Source organism: Massilia sp. TWP1-3-3, assembly GCF_049897805.1.
GTDB lineage: Bacteria > Pseudomonadota > Gammaproteobacteria > Burkholderiales > Burkholderiaceae_D > Telluria_A.
Window position 1 is genome coordinate 128,674 of the sequence record NZ_JAFCWX010000010.1, and the last position, 17,090, is coordinate 145,763.

18 protein-coding genes are annotated in these 17,090 nt (G+C 63.1%); 2 read left to right on the top strand and 16 right to left on the bottom strand.

Translation table 11 applies throughout. The features are described from left to right. Positions 1-18: 18 nt before the first annotated feature. A complete protein-coding gene (ndk, locus tag ACP7D4_RS12430; RefSeq protein WP_426102488.1) occupies positions 19-432 on the bottom strand; it encodes a nucleoside-diphosphate kinase in 414 nt (137 codons plus the stop codon). Between the two features lie 227 nt (positions 433-659). Between ndk and ACP7D4_RS12435 the strand changes: the two genes are divergently transcribed. Further along, positions 660-1,343, top strand: coding sequence for a Bax inhibitor-1 family protein (locus ACP7D4_RS12435; RefSeq protein ID WP_426209352.1), 684 nt, complete (start codon positions 660-662; stop codon positions 1,341-1,343). A gap of 99 nt (positions 1,344-1,442) precedes the next feature. Here ACP7D4_RS12435 and ACP7D4_RS12440 read toward each other — a convergent pair whose 3' ends face one another. The 14 genes from ACP7D4_RS12440 to ACP7D4_RS12505 form a co-directional block, all read right to left on the bottom strand. After that, positions 1,443-1,667 carry a hypothetical protein gene (locus ACP7D4_RS12440; protein WP_426209354.1) on the bottom strand — a complete coding sequence of 75 codons (225 nt, stop codon included), beginning with the start codon at positions 1,665-1,667 and terminating at the stop codon, positions 1,443-1,445. A gap of 112 nt (positions 1,668-1,779) precedes the next feature. Then, a complete protein-coding gene (locus ACP7D4_RS12445) occupies positions 1,780-2,373 on the bottom strand; it encodes a DUF6151 family protein (protein WP_426209356.1) in 594 nt (197 codons plus the stop codon). A 23-nt stretch (positions 2,374-2,396) separates the two neighbouring features. Then, positions 2,397-2,762 carry a hypothetical protein gene (locus tag ACP7D4_RS12450; protein ID WP_426102480.1) on the bottom strand — a complete coding sequence of 122 codons (366 nt, stop codon included), beginning with the start codon at positions 2,760-2,762 and terminating at the stop codon, positions 2,397-2,399. A 24-nt stretch (positions 2,763-2,786) separates the two neighbouring features. After that, a complete protein-coding gene (locus ACP7D4_RS12455) occupies positions 2,787-3,812 on the bottom strand; it encodes a M28 family peptidase (protein WP_426209358.1) in 1,026 nt (341 codons plus the stop codon). Next, a complete protein-coding gene (locus ACP7D4_RS12460) occupies positions 3,812-4,336 on the bottom strand; it encodes a GNAT family N-acetyltransferase (protein ID WP_426102476.1) in 525 nt (174 codons plus the stop codon). The genes ACP7D4_RS12455 and ACP7D4_RS12460 overlap by 1 nt, the downstream gene beginning before the upstream one ends. A 42-nt stretch (positions 4,337-4,378) precedes the next feature. Then, positions 4,379-4,798: a DoxX family protein gene (locus tag ACP7D4_RS12465; RefSeq protein ID WP_426102474.1), complete on the bottom strand. Its 420-nt coding sequence runs from the start codon at positions 4,796-4,798 to the stop codon at positions 4,379-4,381. A 155-nt stretch (positions 4,799-4,953) separates the two neighbouring features. Next, on the bottom strand, positions 4,954-5,748 hold the full coding sequence (locus ACP7D4_RS12470) for a prolipoprotein diacylglyceryl transferase family protein (RefSeq protein ID WP_426209360.1): 795 nt from the start codon (positions 5,746-5,748) through the stop codon (positions 4,954-4,956). Between the two features lies 1 nt (position 5,749). Then, positions 5,750-7,111 carry a 23S rRNA (uracil(1939)-C(5))-methyltransferase RlmD gene (gene rlmD, locus ACP7D4_RS12475; protein WP_426102470.1) on the bottom strand — a complete coding sequence of 454 codons (1,362 nt, stop codon included), beginning with the start codon at positions 7,109-7,111 and terminating at the stop codon, positions 5,750-5,752. 89 nt (positions 7,112-7,200) lie between these two features. Next, complete coding sequence (gene rpoS / locus ACP7D4_RS12480; protein ID WP_426102468.1) at positions 7,201-8,214, bottom strand: RNA polymerase sigma factor RpoS; 1,014 nt, start codon at positions 8,212-8,214, stop codon at positions 7,201-7,203. A gap of 40 nt (positions 8,215-8,254) precedes the next feature. Next, positions 8,255-9,193 carry a peptidoglycan DD-metalloendopeptidase family protein gene (locus tag ACP7D4_RS12485; RefSeq protein WP_426209362.1) on the bottom strand — a complete coding sequence of 313 codons (939 nt, stop codon included), beginning with the start codon at positions 9,191-9,193 and terminating at the stop codon, positions 8,255-8,257. Positions 9,194-9,229: 36 nt separating this feature from the next. Continuing rightward, complete coding sequence (locus ACP7D4_RS12490) at positions 9,230-10,117, bottom strand: protein-L-isoaspartate(D-aspartate) O-methyltransferase (RefSeq protein WP_426102464.1); 888 nt, start codon at positions 10,115-10,117, stop codon at positions 9,230-9,232. After that, positions 10,114-10,851 carry a 5'/3'-nucleotidase SurE gene (gene surE / locus ACP7D4_RS12495; RefSeq protein WP_426102462.1) on the bottom strand — a complete coding sequence of 246 codons (738 nt, stop codon included), beginning with the start codon at positions 10,849-10,851 and terminating at the stop codon, positions 10,114-10,116. The genes ACP7D4_RS12490 and surE overlap by 4 nt, the downstream gene beginning before the upstream one ends. An 80-nt stretch (positions 10,852-10,931) precedes the next feature. Further along, a complete protein-coding gene (locus ACP7D4_RS12500; protein WP_426209364.1) occupies positions 10,932-13,364 on the bottom strand; it encodes a tetratricopeptide repeat protein in 2,433 nt (810 codons plus the stop codon). Positions 13,365-13,377: 13 nt separating this feature from the next. Further along, positions 13,378-13,986 (bottom strand): toll/interleukin-1 receptor domain-containing protein, encoded by a 609-nt coding sequence (locus ACP7D4_RS12505; protein ID WP_426102458.1) that lies wholly within the window; start codon positions 13,984-13,986, stop codon positions 13,378-13,380. A 189-nt stretch (positions 13,987-14,175) separates the two neighbouring features. On the opposite strand from ACP7D4_RS12505, the gene ACP7D4_RS12510 reads away from it, so the two are divergent. Then, positions 14,176-15,156: an NADPH:quinone oxidoreductase family protein gene (locus tag ACP7D4_RS12510; RefSeq protein WP_426209365.1), complete on the top strand. Its 981-nt coding sequence runs from the start codon at positions 14,176-14,178 to the stop codon at positions 15,154-15,156. Between the two features lie 120 nt (positions 15,157-15,276). Here ACP7D4_RS12510 and ACP7D4_RS12515 read toward each other — a convergent pair whose 3' ends face one another. After that, the gene (locus ACP7D4_RS12515) at positions 15,277-17,088 is read right to left on the bottom strand and encodes a DUF885 domain-containing protein (RefSeq protein ID WP_426209367.1); all 1,812 of its coding nucleotides are present in this window, start codon (positions 17,086-17,088) and stop codon (positions 15,277-15,279) included. Between the last annotated feature and the right edge of the window lie 2 nt (positions 17,089-17,090).

A 17,090-nucleotide genomic window follows, 5' to 3' on the forward strand; every position in this document is an offset into this window, starting at 1 on the left:
CCCTCACCTTGTTGCTGATTACTTCATCTCTGGGAAGAAGTAAGCGATTTCTGCCTTTGCAGCGTCGACAGCGTCCGATCCGTGCACGGCGTTGGCATCGATGGAATCGGCGAAGTCGGCGCGGATGGTGCCTTTTTCTGCCTTCTTCGGATCGGTTGCACCCATCAGGTCACGGTGGGCCAGGACCGCGTTTTCGCCTTCCAGGGCCTGGATCATGACGGGGCCGGAGACCATGAAGTCAACCAGATCCTTGAAGAAACCGCGCTCTTTGTGGGCGGCGTAGAAGCCTTCAGCCTGTTCGCGCGACAGTTGGGTCATGCGGGCGGCGACGACTTTCAGGCCAGCGCCTTCGAAGCGGCTGTAAATTTGGCCGATGACGTTTTTTGCAACTGCGTCTGGTTTGATGATCGACAGGGTGCGTTCGATTGCCATTTGTAAAAACTCCAATAAAAAGAAAGGTTTAATGTCGAGTGTAAGACTCAATCAACCTTTGATTTTACCATATAACACCCCATCTGACGGATATTGCACGGGCCGCCGGGGGAAGTGATAGAGTGGCGCCAGCAAAGCGTTGGCGTCATCAGCAATTCTGCGCTCTTTTTCGCCGCTGTGCTATTCTTTACCATAGCATCATCGTTTTTCACTTACGGAGGCACATTATGTCAGTCAGTTTCGATAAACAGTACGTCCCGGCGATCCCGGCCGACGACACCCGCCAGCGCGTGCTGCGCAATACCTATTGGCTGCTGGCGCTGTCCATGATTCCAACGGTGCTCGGCGCCGTACTCGGCGTATCGTTCCATATTCCGGTTCCGCGCGGGATTTTCGGCTTTGTCGTGTTCCTGGCCGTGGCCTGGGGCTTCATGTACGCGATTGAAAAAACCAAGGAATCGGCAGCCGGCGTGTTCGTCATGCTCGGCTTTACGTTCTTCATGGGCATCTGGCTCACGCCGCTGCTCACGCGCACGCTGGGCTTTTCCAATGGCGGCACGCTGATCATGCTCGCCTTCGGCGGCACCGCCACCATCCTGACCGTGATGGCCACCATCGCCACCGTCAGCAAGCGTGACTTTTCGGGCATGGGCACGTGGCTGTTCGCCGGCGTGATCGGCCTGATCATCACTTCCTTCGTCGGCATGATCTTCCAGATGCCGCTGTTGATGATCGTGATCTCGGCGCTCGCAGTGCTCATCTTCTCGGCCTACATCCTGTATGACGTGCAAAAAATCGTCACGGGCGGCGAAACCAATTACATCAGTGCCGCCACTGCCCTGTATTTGGACGTCTACCTGATCTTTTCGCACTTGCTGAGCTTGCTCGGCCTGGGCGGCTCGCGCAACTAAGCGGGGTTCAGCGCAACTAGTCGTTGCCGGAGAAACAAAAAGCCGACCTGCGGGTCGGCTTTTTCATGGGCGCGGCGGTTTCGGCATTCTGCCCCGCAATCACATGTCGCCATCGTCTTCCGCGCTCGCGCCCAGATAGCGGACTACGGCGCAGCCGGCCATGCACAGCAGCGAGGCGATGCGGATGTCCAGGAACAGCACGCACATCAGGCAGCAGAACACGAGCATGGCCATGACGACGAAAGGCCATGGACTGCGTTGCGGCGCAGTTTCTTCAGGCTGGGGGATGGCTGGGGGCGCCAAATGCTTGTCAAGCGGTACCATAGTTTTTCCTCTGAGTAAGATTCTCAAAAGTTTATGGCAGCGCGGATATTTCCTAATGACAAGCATCAAGCCTTGGACAGATAGGCAAATTGGCTGGTTTTTTCCAGCCCGGTCAGTCGAGCGCACTGAGGCGTTCGCGCGCCTCTTTGTCCAGCACTGTGGGCGCGGTCAGCGGCTCGCCCGTGCCAGGTTTGAAGAAAGGATTGCGTGCATAGCTGCCGCTCAGGCGGGCGCCAAGCAGCGCGGCGGCAAAGCCGAACAGAACCGGCAGCGCCTTGATGCCGGACGGGGCAACCGGGCCCTTGGCGCTCTCGGTAACCGAACGCATGCGTACGGGACCGAAGTCACGCTCGATGCCGCCCGGGTCCGCCAGACAGGCCGCCGACAGGCCGACATAGGCGAGCTTGTGATTGCGCGAGGTATTGCCAATGGGCGTATTGCAGCAACGCGCGTACCAGCGCAGCATGCCCGCCTGCGACAAGGACATGCAGGCAATTTCCTGCGCGCCGCCGGTCAGCGTAATCTCGCGCGGATGGGTGACGATGATGCTTGATCCGCCCTGCGCGTCGAGCATGTCGTCCGCCCGGCCCAGGTAGTGGGCAAATGCGCGGCAATCCTTGCAGTAGCAGGTGATGTGCGTACTTTTTTCGGCATGTCCCAATTGCGCGCTGAACTTGCCGCACTTGCACTTGATTGCATGATTCATCGTTGACTCCATTGGCATGTACGTCAGAGAGCGGCCCAGGCCAGGCACAGTGCGCCGGCGGCAAACAGGACCACCCAGGACAAATGGCGCGCGCGGGTAATGACCAGCGGCAGCGCTCCTGAGACGAGCAGCAACACCCCGATCAGCCGCGCGATGGCCGGACCATCCCGGTGGTCGGCGATGTGCACCAGCACCAGCGCGAAACCGAGCGCCAGGACGGTGACCAGGTGCCACACGAAACGCAGCGTGTTTTTCGTAAAATCCGTCCCGCCCAGCAATGGCGGCAAGTGCTCGCTGCGCCGGAACAAGCGCATCAACAAGTAACGCTCGCCCAGGTAAGAATGCGCCAGTGCGAGGGCGGCGAGCAATATGGCTGCACACTGTAACATGGTCACTGCCCTTCGCAATGTGGGTCAATAAGATGGGGATGAATAACGTTGGGTGACCGCATACACACCCTGGACCACCTTGGCCATGCGCTTGTAGTCGAGTTTTTCATAGGTGTCGCCCGCGCCGTGGTAGTTGGGGTTGCGCAGGAAGGCCGTATCGGTCACCATCAGCGCCGGCATGCCCGCATTCCAGTAACTGCGGTGGTCCGAAAAATCGACGCCTTGCAGCGCGCGCGGCGCGTTGATCGACAATACCGGCAAGTCACTCGCGCCAGCCATCAATGCCTTGACCTTGCGCGTGGCGCCAAAGCCGCCAAACTTGCCCACGACAGCGATAAAGTCACCGCGGTCGGAGTACAGGTGTTTCATCGCCGGAATAAAATAAGACTGGCTCGCCGGCGCATCGCTGAAGTAGCCGATCATTTCCAGCGATAGCATCAGTTGCACGTCCACCTTGGCCGCTGCCAGCGAGCGGGCATGCCACACGCTGCCCATGTGCTCGCTGCGGTAGTGCGGCGGCTCTTCCGTGGTATAGGCAAGCAGCTCGATGCGGCGCGACTGCCGGCTGCGGCCCAGCAAATGCGCCAGTTCAATCAGGCCGGCAACGCCGCTGGCATTGTCGTCCGCGCCGGGCGTATGGGTGGCAAGGGTGACGGCCCCGGCGCTGGCCTCGCCATGGCTGTCGTAGTGGGCGCCAACGACCAGCAAAGGCCCCTGCTCCGGGCCAAAACGGGCAATGATGTTCTTGTACTTCGTTTCCTGGACCGTTACTTCCTGAACCAAGACCTTCGCGCCCGAGGCTGCAAGTTGCGCCGAAATGTAATGCGCGGCCTGTTCCAGCTTCTCGAACTGATCGGCGCTGCGCGGGTAAAAATCGACCGATAGCTTCTTGACGTGCTCTTCGAGCCTGGCTGGCGCCACCTGCGCACTTGCCAGGGCAGTTGGCAAGGCAATTGGCGTGACCAGCGGCTGCGCGACCAAGGCCAGGCATGCGATGCCACCGGCCCAGATGATGGCAACCGTCACCAGGACGGCGCGGCCGGGGCGCATCAGAGCTGCCTGCCCATGATGAAGTCGTCGAAGTCCTTGCCGCCTACGTGGAAGGTGCGGGTGCCGACCTTGGAAAAACCGCTGCGCTCATAAAAACCGATGGCGGCCAGGTTGTGGGCGTAGACGCCCAGCAGCAGCCGATTCGCCTCCCGTTCAGCCGCATGGCGGACGGCTTCCTCGATGAAACGCTTGCCCACGCCGCCACCCTGAAATTTGCTCAGCACGTAGACGCGCTTGATTTCCGCATCCCGGTTCGATACGCCGGGCAGCGGCAAGTCGGGCGGCGCGACCACCATGAAGCCGACCGGCGCCCCGCCGGGCACTTCAGCCAGCCAATGCTGGAAAGCCGGATTGGCCAGCCACTCCTTATAGAGCTCGAGCGAGTGCGCCTTGCTGCAGTGGGCAATGATGGCGGAGCCCGGCAAAACGTCGGCGTAGGTGTCCAGGAAGGTGCACTGGCCGACCAGGGCCAGCGCTGCGGCGTCGGCGCTGGTGCAGCGCCGGATGTGGATGTCGGTTGTCAAAATGGTCCTGTCAGGAAGTGAAATCTCGCAGCGGATGCTCGCTCACGCAGCCTGCGTCCTTGGCCAGTACGACCACAGCACGCCGATCAGGCTAAACAACAGGATGACAGGCCACTCCATGCCGCCGGTGCCGCCGCCGACGACGAACCAGCCGTTGGGGGCGTGGAAATGGATCAGGCCGAAGGTCACCACGATGCTGTGGCCGATGCACGCGGGAACGACAAAGCGCTTGCAGATCAGCGCAAGGCTGCACAGGGTCTGGATGATCAGCACCGACCACGCCAGCGGCGTGCCGAAAGGGTACCCAAGGGACTCGAGAAAGCCGCCAAAAGCCGGTATATCGGCAGGGTGAAGAAAACCGTGCAGGGGATGCATCAGAATGATCAGGGCAACACCGATACGCACGATATCGATACCGTGCACGGTGTTTGTCGGACGCGCACTGTACAGTTGTTTGAGCATTGGCGATCTCCTGTTGCGCAAGTTGCCTAAGTTGCGTAAGTTGCGTAAGTTGCGTAAGTTGCATAAGTTGCATAATTTGCAAGTATCGCACAAGCGGCACGACCCAGGACACAAAATATCGGATCGCCGGCCGCGCTTTAGCTTACCGCTTTGGCTTACCTCTGTACCTGCAGGCGCTCGTTGAGCGTGGCGGCCGACAATTCGCCAACGCGGCGCTCAATCAGCAAACCCTTGCTATCGAAAAAAAAGGTCGTCGGAAGCGCCCTGGCATCGAGCACGCGCCCCAGGCCAGGGCGCGCGTCGAGCACGACGTTCTGGAGCGCGATGCCCTGCCCGTTCAGGTAGGCGGTAATCGCAGAGGGCGTTTCGCCCTGGTTGACGAAGATGAAGGTCACTTCCGGATGCGCGAGCTGGGCCTGGCGCAAGACTGGCATTTCGCGCCGGCATGGCCCGCACCAGCTGGCCCACAGGTTGAGCACAACCGGTCTGCCGGCCAGCGCCGGCAGCGACAACGTGCCGCCTTCAAGGCGCGCCAGATGCATCGCCGGCAGTTGCACCGGTGCGCCGGGCGCGGCCAGTGCAAGCAGTGCGGCGAGCGCAAAAACAGCGCCGCCCGCGCCAGCGCCAGACAGCAACGGCAGGCGTTGTTGCCGTTGCCGCCAGCCGAGCAATGCGGCTGTCGCGAAGCCTGCACAGACCCCGGCCAGCAGCGTGAAACCGCCATCGCGAATGTCCAGAATGCCAAGGGGCGCCGCCGCGTACAGCGTTGCATGGCGCGCGACGAAGACCAGCCTGGCGGCAAGCAGCGCGACGGCGATGACGAGCCACAGCGCATTGTCGACATCCAGGGCCCGCGCACGCGCCACCCGGTTGCCGACCAGCAGGACCGCCAGGATGGCAACAAAACTTGCGAGCAAGCCTGCCGAAAACGAGAACGGGCCGAGCGTCATCTCAGAGGGCCAGGTCGAACACCGCCATCGATTCCACGTGCGATGTGTGCGGGAACATATTGACGACGCCCGCCTTTTTTAGCACATAACCAGCGTCGTGCGTCAGGATGCCGGCGTCGCGCGCCAGCGTGGACGGGCTGCACGAGACATACACGATGCGCTTGGGCAGCATGTCCGGGTGGCTGGCGCGCAGGCCGGCCAGCGCCTGCGACAAAGCCATGGCGCCGTCGCGCGGCGGGTCGATCAGCATGCGGTCAAAGGCACCGAGCGCGACCAGGTCATCGGTTGTGACGTCAAACAGGTTGCGGGTCGAAAAGGTGGTCTTGTCCGACAAGCCGTTGGCCTTGGCGTTCGACAAGGCGCGTTCGGTCAGCGTGGTGCTGCCTTCGATGCCGACCACTTCGCGGCACAGGGTTGCCAGCGGCAAGGTGAAGTTGCCCAGGCCGCAGAACAGGTCGGCCACGCGCTCTTGCGGCTGCACGTCGAGCAAATTGAGCGCCTTGTGCACCAGCACCCGGTTGATCATGTGGTTGACCTGGGTAAAATCGACCGGCTTGAACGGCATCTTGACGTTGAACTCGGGCAGCGTGTAGTACAGCTCCTTGTCCAGCGGATAGAACGGCGCGGCCGTTTCCGGGCCCTTGGTCTGCAGCCACCACTGAATGTTCCACTGGTCGGCAAAGGCTTTCAACAGCGTTTCGTCGGCCGCCGTCAACGGCGCCATGATGCGCAGCACCATGGCGGTGACTTCTTCGCCGATCGCCACTTCAATCTGCGGCATCTGGTCGTAGATGCTCAGCGCGCCGATCAAGCCGCGCAGCGGCACCAGCATCGCGGCCACGTGCGGCGGCAAGATCTTGCAGTCGGTAATGTCGGCAACAAAGGCCGAACGCTTCTCGTGAAAGCCGACGAGCACGGTGCCTTTCTTGACCACGTGCCGCACCGACAGGCGCGCGCGGTAGCGGTAGCCCCAGGTCGGCCCGTACATGGGGCGCATGATGTTTTCCGCCTTGACACGGCTGATGTGCCACAGATTGTCTTCCAGCACCCGCTGCTTCATCGCCACCTGCGCGCCCGGCTCCAGGTGCTGCATGGAGCAGCCGCCGCAGTAGTCGAAATGCTGGCAGTAAGGCGTCACGCGCATGGGCGAAGCCTTGTGCAGCACCGTCATGCGCGCCGCTTCCCAGTTTTTCTTTTTCTTGAATGTGAGGTAGGAGACTTTTTCGCCCGGCAAGGCGCCTTCGACGAAGATCACCTTGCCCGGCGAGCCGTCCTCATTGGCGAGGTGGCCGACGCCGCGGGCGTCCATATCAAGCGATTTGATGTCGAGCGACGTGATGTCGGGCGGTTTGATGTCGAGCATGGTGTCGTGCCAAAAACACGCGCGAAGCGTGTGAACAGGGTCAAAAAAGGGAAAGAAGAGGAGCCGCGCAGCGTTTTAGCCCGCGCGAATCATAACAGCGAATCCCTGCCGACGCCACGGGCAGCCATGGCCCGCTTGAGCTTGACGAGCGCTTCCTGCTGGATCTGGCGCACCCGCTCGCGCGTGACGCCCATTTCTTCGGCCAGGGTTTCAAGGGTGGCCGGGTCGTCGTTGTCGAGTCCGAAGCGGCGCATGACGACCACGCGTTGCTTGTCGGGCAGCTTGGTGAGCCAGTCGCGCACCAGGAGCGTCATTTCGTGGTGTTCGGCGCGCGCATCGGGGCCGTCCTCGCTGTCGCCCGGCAGCATGTCCATCAGGCTCGACTGCGGGTCGTTGTCGAGCGGCGCGTCGAGCGAGGTCGCGTGTTCGGACAGCGCCAGAATATCCTGCACTTCTTCGACCGGGCGCCCGACCAGGTGCGCGATGTCTTCGGCGCAGGCATCCTTGCCGTCATGGTGCTGCGCTTCCAGATGGTATTTGGCGCGCAGGATCTGGTTCAGTTCGCGCACCATGTGCACCGGCAGGCGCACCGTTCGCGCCTGGTTCATGATGGCGCGCTCGATGCTCTGGCGAATCCACCAGGTGGCGTAGGTGGAAAAGCGAAAGCCGCGTTCCGGCTCGAACTTGTCGATCGCCCGCATCAGGCCAATGTTGCCCTCCTCGATCATGTCCAGCAGAACCACGCCGCGGTTGATGTAGTGTTTCGCAATCGACACCACCAGGCGCAGGTTATGCTCGATCATGGTCTGGCGCGCGGAAAAGTCCCCGTTTTTGGCCAGTGTGGCAAAGTGCACTTCCTGGGGCGCGGTCAGCAGCGCGCGGGTGCCGATCTGGTTCAGGTAATGCTGGGTGGTGTCGGTCGACAGTTCTGCGGCCAGCACTTTTTTCAGCTCGTCGACGCTGGCGAGCACCGGGTGGACAGTGGCGTCGGCGGCGTCAGTGGCGCCATCGGGCGCGTCCGCTTCGATCACCGCGTCGTCCATCGGCTCGTCGGGAAAGTCTTCCGAAGCGGTCTCGTCATCGAGCTGGTGCGACTGTGTCATGGGCAACCCCGTGCGCCGGGCGAACTGCAACCCGGCTGATCTAGCGTTTCGGCAAAAACCTCGACGGATCGACGGGTTTGCCCTGCTGGCGTATTTCAAAGTGCAGTTTAACCGAGTCGGCGTCCGAATCGCCCATTTCCGCGATCACCTGGCCCCGGCTGACATTCTGGCCTTCCTTGACCACGATGCTGCGGTTGTGGGCATACGCCGACAACAGGCTATTGCTGTGCTTTACGATCACCAGATTACCATAACCGCGGATGCCACTGCCCGCGTACATGACTTTTCCCGTGCCCGCCGCCAGCACTTGCTGTCCAGCGCGCCCGGCAATGTCGATGCCCTTGTTTTTTCCTTCGTCGAAGGTGGCGACGACTTTGCCGTCGGACGGCCACATCCAGCTCAGCTTGTCGTCCTCGGTGGCGCTGACCACGCTGCCCGGCGCCACGCCGGTGCTCGGCACGGCCACCGGCACGCGCGCCGGGACGTCCGGCGCATCTTTGGCGTCGGCTGTTTTTGGCTCGAGGCGCGCAGGTCCATCGCCGCGCAGCTCGGCCAGCGCGGCGTCGGAGTAGGCCCGCTTGTCCCCTTTGGGGCTGGTCTTTCTGGGCACTGGCGGCTGCACCGTGCGAGGCTCGGACGGCGGCGGCGCGGTCACGGGCATGGTCTGCACGCCCGCCACGTTGTCGGGGGGCGCCACGCGCAGCACCTGGTCGACCTTGATATCGTTCGGGTCGGCCAGCTTGTTCCAGGTGACCAGGTCGCGGTAATGTTGCCCATAGTCGAGGGCAATGCGCAGCAGCGTGTCGCCGCGCTTGACGGTATAAAAGCCGCGCTCGTCCTTGGGTTGTTCGGTGGCGACCGGGACGACCGGGCGCAGCTTGAGCGGGCGTTCGACGACGGGGGCTTGGCGCAGGTTGCTGGTACAGGCGCCCAGCAGGCTAGTGATCAGCAGCAGGGTGACTTGGCTTGTTCGTTTCATTCTCATTGTATGTAGGTCGACAATCCTGGCGCGACTTTACGCGGTGCCGGCACACAGGGGGACGAAGTGGCAGCCCTCCAGCGTTTCGCTCGTCCATTCGGACTTGCCGGTGCGCACAATCAGCTGCAGATGCTGGACACGCGCGCCAACCGGGGCGACCAGCCGGCCACCAATGGAGAGCTGTTCCAGCAGCGCCTGGGGCACCTCGAGACCGGCCGCAGCCAGGATAATGCCATCAAAGGGGGCGGCTTGCGGAAGGCCAAGCATACCATCTCCGTAGTGCAAGCGCAGATTGGGGATGCGCATGGGCCGCAAATTGGTCTTGGCCAGCTCGTGCAGTGGCTTGATGCGCTCGATTGAATATACGTCCTGCGCCAGGCACGAGAGCACCGCGGCCTGGTAGCCGCAGCCGGTGCCGATCTCGAGCACGCGGTGGAGCTTGGCGCCGTTGCGCATCACTTCGATCATGCGGGCGACGATATAAGGCTGCGAGATCGTCTGGCTATGCCCGATCGGCAGCGAGGCGTCAATATAAGCCTGGGCCGAGAGCGCCTCGTCGATGAAGCGGTGGCGCAGCACCGCTTCGAGCGCGCCGAGCACCATCTGGTCCTGCACGCCCTGCTTGGCCACGCGCTGCACCATGGCGCGCCGGATCGCGTCCGACACCATCATGTCGGCGCGTGGCGCCTGCATCGGCACCGGCTGGTGGCGCGCCAGCAACTCGGCGTGCGACTTGGAGTGCGAGGCGTGCTGGACCGGCGAGACATAGGTTTTTGCGGCGCCGGGAAGGGCCGCGTTGCGCGTTGCCGTCTGCGGCGTGGCTACCCTGGTCGGCGCATACGCGCTGGCCTGCCCTGCCTTGCCGGTCGCGCCGCCCGTCACCGACGAGAGCGGAAGCGGAAACGTGCTGCGCTTGTCCTTCATTGCAAGCCCCGCTCCAACAGCGTGAGCTGCGTCTTGTGGGTCAGGTCGATCTGCAGCGGGGTGATCGACACTTCGCCCTTGGCGGTGGCGTGGAAGTCGGTGCCTTCGCCGGCGTCGAGGCAAGCGCCGGGCGGGCCGATCCAAAAGATGTCGCGCCCGCGCGGGTCTTGCGCGCGGATCACCGGTTCTGCCTGGTGGCGCCGTCCCAGGCGCGTGGCGCGCAGCTTGCCCAGCGCTTCGTAAGGCAAGTTGGGAATGTTTACGTTGAGCAGATAGGGCGACGGCAATTCGTCGAAACGGCGCAGCACGATGTCGCGCGCCAGGCGGGCGGCGGCGTCCACATGTTCCCAGCCGTGCGCCACTTGCGAGAATGCAATCGCAGGGATACCAAACAGATACGCCTCGGTGGCGGCGGCGACCGTGCCTGAATAGAGCGTGTCGTCACCCATGTTCTGACCGTTGTTAATGCCCGACACCACCATGTCGGGCCGGTAGTCGAGCATGCCGGTGAGCGCGACGTGCACGCAATCGGTCGGCGTGCCGTTGACGAAATAAAAACCGTTGGCCGCTTGCTGGACCGACAGCGGCCGGTCCAGCGACAGGGAATTGGACGCGCCCGAACGGTTGCTGTCGGGCGCTACGACGACGATGTCGGCAATCGATGCCAGTGCGTCGGCCAAGGCCGCCAGTCCCGGGGCCAGATAGCCGTCGTCATTACTGATAAGAATTCTCATGTGACGATTTTACCTGAAGCAACGGTAGCATCGCTCGTCCCCAGCATAAGATTTTCTTCAAGCACTTTGCTCATGCGTGCTCACTGGCCGCCCGCCGTCGCCTCCTTCAATTCTTCTTGCAAAGATGATACTTCGTCTTGTGTAAACGACAGCAAGGCATCCTTGTCATTGTTGTACACCTGCTTGATCAGCGCCACGCCCTTGCGCCGCAGTTCGGTGGTGGCGCCTGGGCGCAACACCGATTTGCGCAAGCTGTCGGCCAATTCGCGCGCCTCGCGCTCGCTGCGGTTGTCGATCAGTTGCTGGAGCTGGGCAAGCGCGTGGCCCAGCGTTTCGCACCCGCCGACCCGGTCGCGCGCGTCACGCTCGTCGAAAAATCCCGCGCGCAAGCCGATGACGCCGGCATGCGGCTCGTGCTGGCCGGACGGCAAGGCGCGCTGATTGAGCCGGCGCGCACTGCCCTGCAGCACCGTTTCCTCAAGCTTGCGCGCATCCAGACTGTGACCCTGGAGCGACAGCGTCACTGCCAGCGCCTTTTTGCTGTCAAGCGTACGCTCGTCGTCGGAACCATGCACCCGTTCTGTCATGTTGACGACGTGCTGCTGGAGTCGGCACGCATCGTCCAGGTCGCCCTGTTGGCTGAGCATGGCGGCCAGCCTGCTCTGGCTTGACAGCGTGTCGGGATGCTCGTCGCCCAGGCTGCGCTCGCGCCCGGCGACCAGCGCCTCGACCACGCGCCGCACGCCGTGGATATCGCCCTGGGCGGCGAGAATTTCGGCCAATTGGGCGCGCGCGGCCAGCGTGTGCGGATGGTCGTCGCCCAGGTGCCGCTCGCGTGCGGCCAGCACGTATTGCTGCAGCTTGCACGCATGGCTCAGGTGACCGCGGTCGAGCAACATGGCGGCGTGTTGCTCGGCGCACTGCAAGGTGTCATGATGCTCGTCGCCCAGCAGCCGTTGGCGCCCTTCCAGGACCCGCTCGTAGACCATGCGCGCGCGCGAAAAATTACCCTGCATGGCATAGGTGCGGGCCTGGCCGGCCAGGCTGTCAAGCGTCATGGTGCTGGTGGGGCCGAACTGTTTTTCACAGGCGTCGTTGACCTGTTCGTGCAGCGCCAGCGCGCGTTCGTATTCGCCCAGCGAAGCGAGGGTGATGGCCAGGGCGCCGCGCGTGGACAGCGTGTCGGGATGGTCGGCGCCGAGCAGGCGGTGGCAATCTTCGTACAGCTTTTCGTGCAGAAAGCTAGCGTCGGGCAAGCGGCCGCAGTCGCGCAGCAGCGCGGCCAGGTTTGCGCGGCTCACCCGGGTATCGCGGTGCGTATCGCCCAGCACGCGCTGGCGCAAGTCCATGCTTTCTTGGAAGCAGGCGATGGCTTGATCGCTCCTGCCCTGCTCCCGATACAGTTCACCCAGGCGGTTCAGGTCGCGCGCCAGCGGCAGCGTGACGTCGGCGCCGCCGTCGGCCGCCAGGGCGCGACTGCTGCCCACGGCTGCGGCCAGGTGCACTTCCGCTATCGATTGCCAGGGAAAGTTGCCGTCGGCCAGCCACTCGAGCAGCGCATTGAAGGTGCGCGCGAGCGAAAAACGGTCGGCGTCGCGCGCGCTGATGCCGGGAAAGGTGTCGCCGCCGACCGTGGCATGGGTTTGTTGCAACTGCACTTCATTAAAATAGCTCTCCAGCGACAAGCGGGACAAGCGGTAACACTGGCGCAGCAGTTTCTCAAGCACGGGCTGGTAGCCGGGAACACCGTTTGCCGGGTTGCCGCGGCGCCACTGGATGCGGCGCTCGCAGTCGGTGCTGTCGATAGCTGACGGCAAGGGGTAAATCAGCAGCGGACGTTGCTCTTCTTCATGGCTGCAGCGGTAGTTGATGGCGCGCGTGACGGCGCCGGCCAGCCCGTCAAGACTGAGTTGGCTGGGCGAAAACAGGCCGACCAGCTTGTCGGGCAGCAGCGTGGTGCAGATGCTGACGGCGCCGGAGCGCCCGCTGCGCGCGTTGACCAGCACGTGCCGGAAGCGCTGCGTGAGGTGGGCGCCAAAGCAGCGAAACAGCGCCGGGCAGGCCGCAAACAGGCTGTCCCAGTCCATGCCGTCGGCGCGCTCGCCGTAAGTGTCGTCAAAGCGGCCGGCGCGCATCAGATACAGCGGACGGCTTTCATCGACCCGTTCCACGTACTGCTCCCAGTCGACCGCTTGCAGCACCTGGCGCGCCAGCGCCGTGTCGTCGCCGCCATCGCTGGCGTTGCCCAGCGCGGCCAGCTGGGCGCGGCAAGCCTCGAAATACTCGACCAGGCCGGGGCGTTCGTCGTGCCGTCCGAATTGATGATGCAAGCCGGGCGCTTCGGTGTCCCAATCGATCATCAGCACGGGGACGGTGGCATTGTTGCGCCCCGCCAGCAGTACGGCTGTGTTCGACAGCGCGATGTTGCGCGCCGTTCCGCTCTCGAAAGCGTAGAACGTGGTCACGTCGCCGGGAGCGCTTATCGGCGGCAATGTAATGCGTTTGGGTTCCATTAGTGCTCCTGTTTTATTTTTTGGGAAAAGCAAGATCTGGCAAATCACGCCACTCAGGTGGGACATCGGGGAGCACGAATTGGTTGCAATCATGGCCCACCGGCGTGTATTTTTTTTGGCACTGATAATGGATCACAATGCGCTCCACGATCTTTTTAATGTCCGGAATAAAGTCCGGATTCGACTTCAGGTCGCGCGTGGCCAGGGTGAAGCGGGAAAAATCCACGTACAAGCTTGAATCGGTAATTTGCGGCGGCAATTTACCGGGGTGCATCGTCATGATGACGGGGATGGTCAGGTGGCTCGGCATCGGGTACCACTGGCCGCGCTCCTGCTCGATCATTTGCATGGCCAGGTACTCGCGCCGGGTATAGCCATGCGCTTCGTACTTGGGGGTGTAAATTAAAATCATGGCGGCGCTTTCGCACATGGCGCGCGCAATCTTGCGGTCAAGATCGTCGCCGCCGCCGAGCTGTTCGGTGTCGATGAACAACTCGTCCTCGTTGTCAAAATGCGGTTCCAGGTAGCAGCGGATGGCGTCCGCCAAGGCCGCCTTGAACTTGTTCATCAGTCCATAACGGGCGTGCGCATAACTGAAGAAACAGCCATAACGGATTGCCATTTCGTACTCCCTTTGCAAAATGCTCACTGGCGCGCTCGCATCTTCGACTTTAACAAGCTCGTCATTTATGGCCTTGCGCTGGCACAAACCGACCCGGCCGGCCGGGTTTGCCGCCGGGTGGAAAAATCAGGCATAATCAAAAATCAAACGGTCGTACTATTTTAAAAAATTCATCTTCTGGAGACGCCAATGAAAGCCGTGGTTTGCAATGCATGGGGATTGCCCGACACCCTGGTGGTGCAAGAGTTACCCGATCCTGTGCCCGGCCCGGGCCAGGTCGCGCTCGACGTGATGGCTGCCGGTGTGAATTTTCCCGACGTGCTGATTATTCAAGGGAAATACCAGTTCAAGCCCGAGCTGCCCTTCACGCCGGGCAGCGAGCTGTCCGGCGTGGTGCGCGCCGTGGGCGAAGGCGTCGAGCAGCTCAAGGTGGGCGACAAGGTGATCGCGTTTACCGCCCAGGGCGCGTTTGCCCAGCAGATCGTGGTGAACGCCCAAGCCTGCATGCCGATGCCGCCGGGAATAGACTTCGACACCGCCGCCGCCATCACCCTCACCTACGGCACCTCGCACCACGCGGTGGTGGACCGCGCGGCCCTCAAGGCGGGCGAAACCATGCTGGTGCTGGGCGCGGCCGGCGGCGTGGGTCTGGCGGCGATCGAGATCGGCAAGGCGCTCGGCGCGCGCGTGATTGCCGCCGCGTCCAGCGACGAGAAACTGGCGGTGTGCCGCGAGCATGGGGCCGACGCCACCATCAATTACACCACCGAGGATTTGCGCGAAGCGATCAAGACCGCCACCGGCGGCAAGGGGCCGGACGTGATCTATGATCCGGTGGGCGGCATTTACGCCGAACCGGCATTTCGCTCGATCGGCTGGCGCGGGCGCTACCTGGTGGTGGGGTTTGCCAATGGCGACATTCCCAAGCTGCCGCTGAACCTGACGCTGCTCAAGGGCGCGTCCTTGATGGGCGTGTTCTGGGGCGAGTTTGCCAAGCGCGAGCCGAAGGCGAACCTGGCGGCGATGCGCGAACTGATGGGGTGGCTTGCGGCTGGAAAGATCAAGCCGCGCATTTCGGGGCGCTATGCGCTGGCCGACACGGCGGCAGCGTTAAATGACATGGCCGCGCGCAAAGTGACGGGCAAGGTGGTTATCCAGCCCGGGAAGTGACGCGTTTACTCCAAGCATGGCGGCAGGGGCAGACGCTACCTCAGCGACATCGTCCTCCAAACGCGAGGATGATGTGGCCGCAGGTGAGATTTTGCGGGGCAGATGGGAGAGCAGAGCCGGCTATTTCGCGCCGCCCTGCGTGGCAATCCACGCGTCGATCTTGGTTTCCAGCAAGTCCAGCGGCAGGCTGCCCTCGGCCAGCACGGCGTCGTGAAACTTGGCCAGGCTGAATTTGGCGCCCAGCTTGGCCGCCGCGCGCTGGCGCAGTTCCATGATCTTGAGCGCCCCAATCTTGTACCCCAGCGCCTGCCCCGGCCAGGCCATGTAGCGCTCGGTCGCATTGCGCGCATCGTCCTCGGTGTCGCCCGCTTCATCAACCAGGTAGCGAATGGTTTGCTCGCGCGTCCAGCCCTTGGCGTGCAAGCCGGTATCAACCACCAGGCGCGCCGCGCGCCGCAATTCCATACTGAGAAAGCCGGCATAGGCATTCGGCTCGTCATACAGGCCCATCTCGCGGCCCAGCGTTTCGGCGTACAAGCCCCAGCCTTCGGCGTAGGCATTGATGCTTGCCACCTTGCGAAACGTCGGCACCGCCAATTCTTGCTGCTTCGATAGCTGGAAGTGGTGGCCCGGCAGGCTTTCATGCAGGAACAAGGCCGTCATCTTGGTGCTGCCATACTGGGCCGGGTCGGGAATCACCGCCCAGAAAATGCCAGGTCGCGCGCCATCCATTGCCGCCATGGTGTAGTGATCGGACGCGCTCTCGCGCGACAGGGCCGGCTCGGGCCGGATTTCGAGCGGGGCCTTGGGCAGCGTGGCGAACAGCTGCCCCAGCTTGGGCTCGATACGCGCGCGCAGGTCGCGGTAAGCTTGCAGTACTTGCTCATCGGTCTTGAAGGGCCGGTAGCGCGGCTGGCTGGCCATCCAGCGCGGCAACGCGCCAGGCGCGCCCGTGTAGCCAACCTTGGGCGCCAGCCGGGCCAGTTCGGCCGTGATGCGCGCCACTTCGGCGACGCCGATACGGTGGATTTCATCGGGTCCGAGCGTGGTCGTGGTGTGGGCCGCCACGTAGGCGCCATACCATTGCGCGCCACCGGGCAGCGCGCCCCAGCCGGCGCTGCTGCGCGCTGCCGGCAGGTAGTCGTGTTCCAGAAACCTGGCCAGCTTGCGCAGCGACGGCAGCACCTGGCCGGAAACGGTATTGAGAAAAACGCCCTTCAGGCCGGCTTTCTCACCGGCGTCAAAGGTGTCGGGCAGGCGGCGCGCCGCGTTGAAGTCGCTGGCGGCCGGCGTGGCGCCGGCGAGCGCCTTGATCTGCGCGAGCATGGGCAGCACCAGCGCGCGCGGCAGCACGATATTTTCCTGCATCCCTTCGCGCATGTTGGCAATGGCCGTGTCGATCCACTGCGGCAGCGCGGCGATGCGCTTGTGGTAAGCCTGGTACTGCGCCACGCTCGTCAAGGGCTGCGAACCTTCGCCACCGCCAAGGTTCGCCAGCATCACCGGCAGGCTGTCCATCTGGTTCATCGGCAGCAGATGATCCTTGAACGGCTCGAAGCGCAGCGCTTCATTGACCGTGAAAGCGAGCATGTCGAAGCTCGTCATGTCTTGCGCCGACAGCTTGCTGCGGTCGATCCGCATGAGCTGGTCGCGCACATCGTGCAGCAGCGCGTACTGGCGCGCACGCACGCCGGCGTCGATCGTCATCGGCAGCTGGTCGTCGAAGCGGTTGTCGCCCGAGAAGGTGGCGTTGAGCGGCTCGAAGCGCGCCATCTCGTCGTAATAGCGCACGGCCAGCGCGGCCAGGCGTTGGGCCGCCGTGGGCTGCGCCTTGACGGCGACCATTTCGGCGCCGGATGCGGCTTGGGAAACCGCAGCGGCGAAGGCGCCGCCGAGCGCCACCGCCAGCACCAATTTGTTCAACACTGCCATGA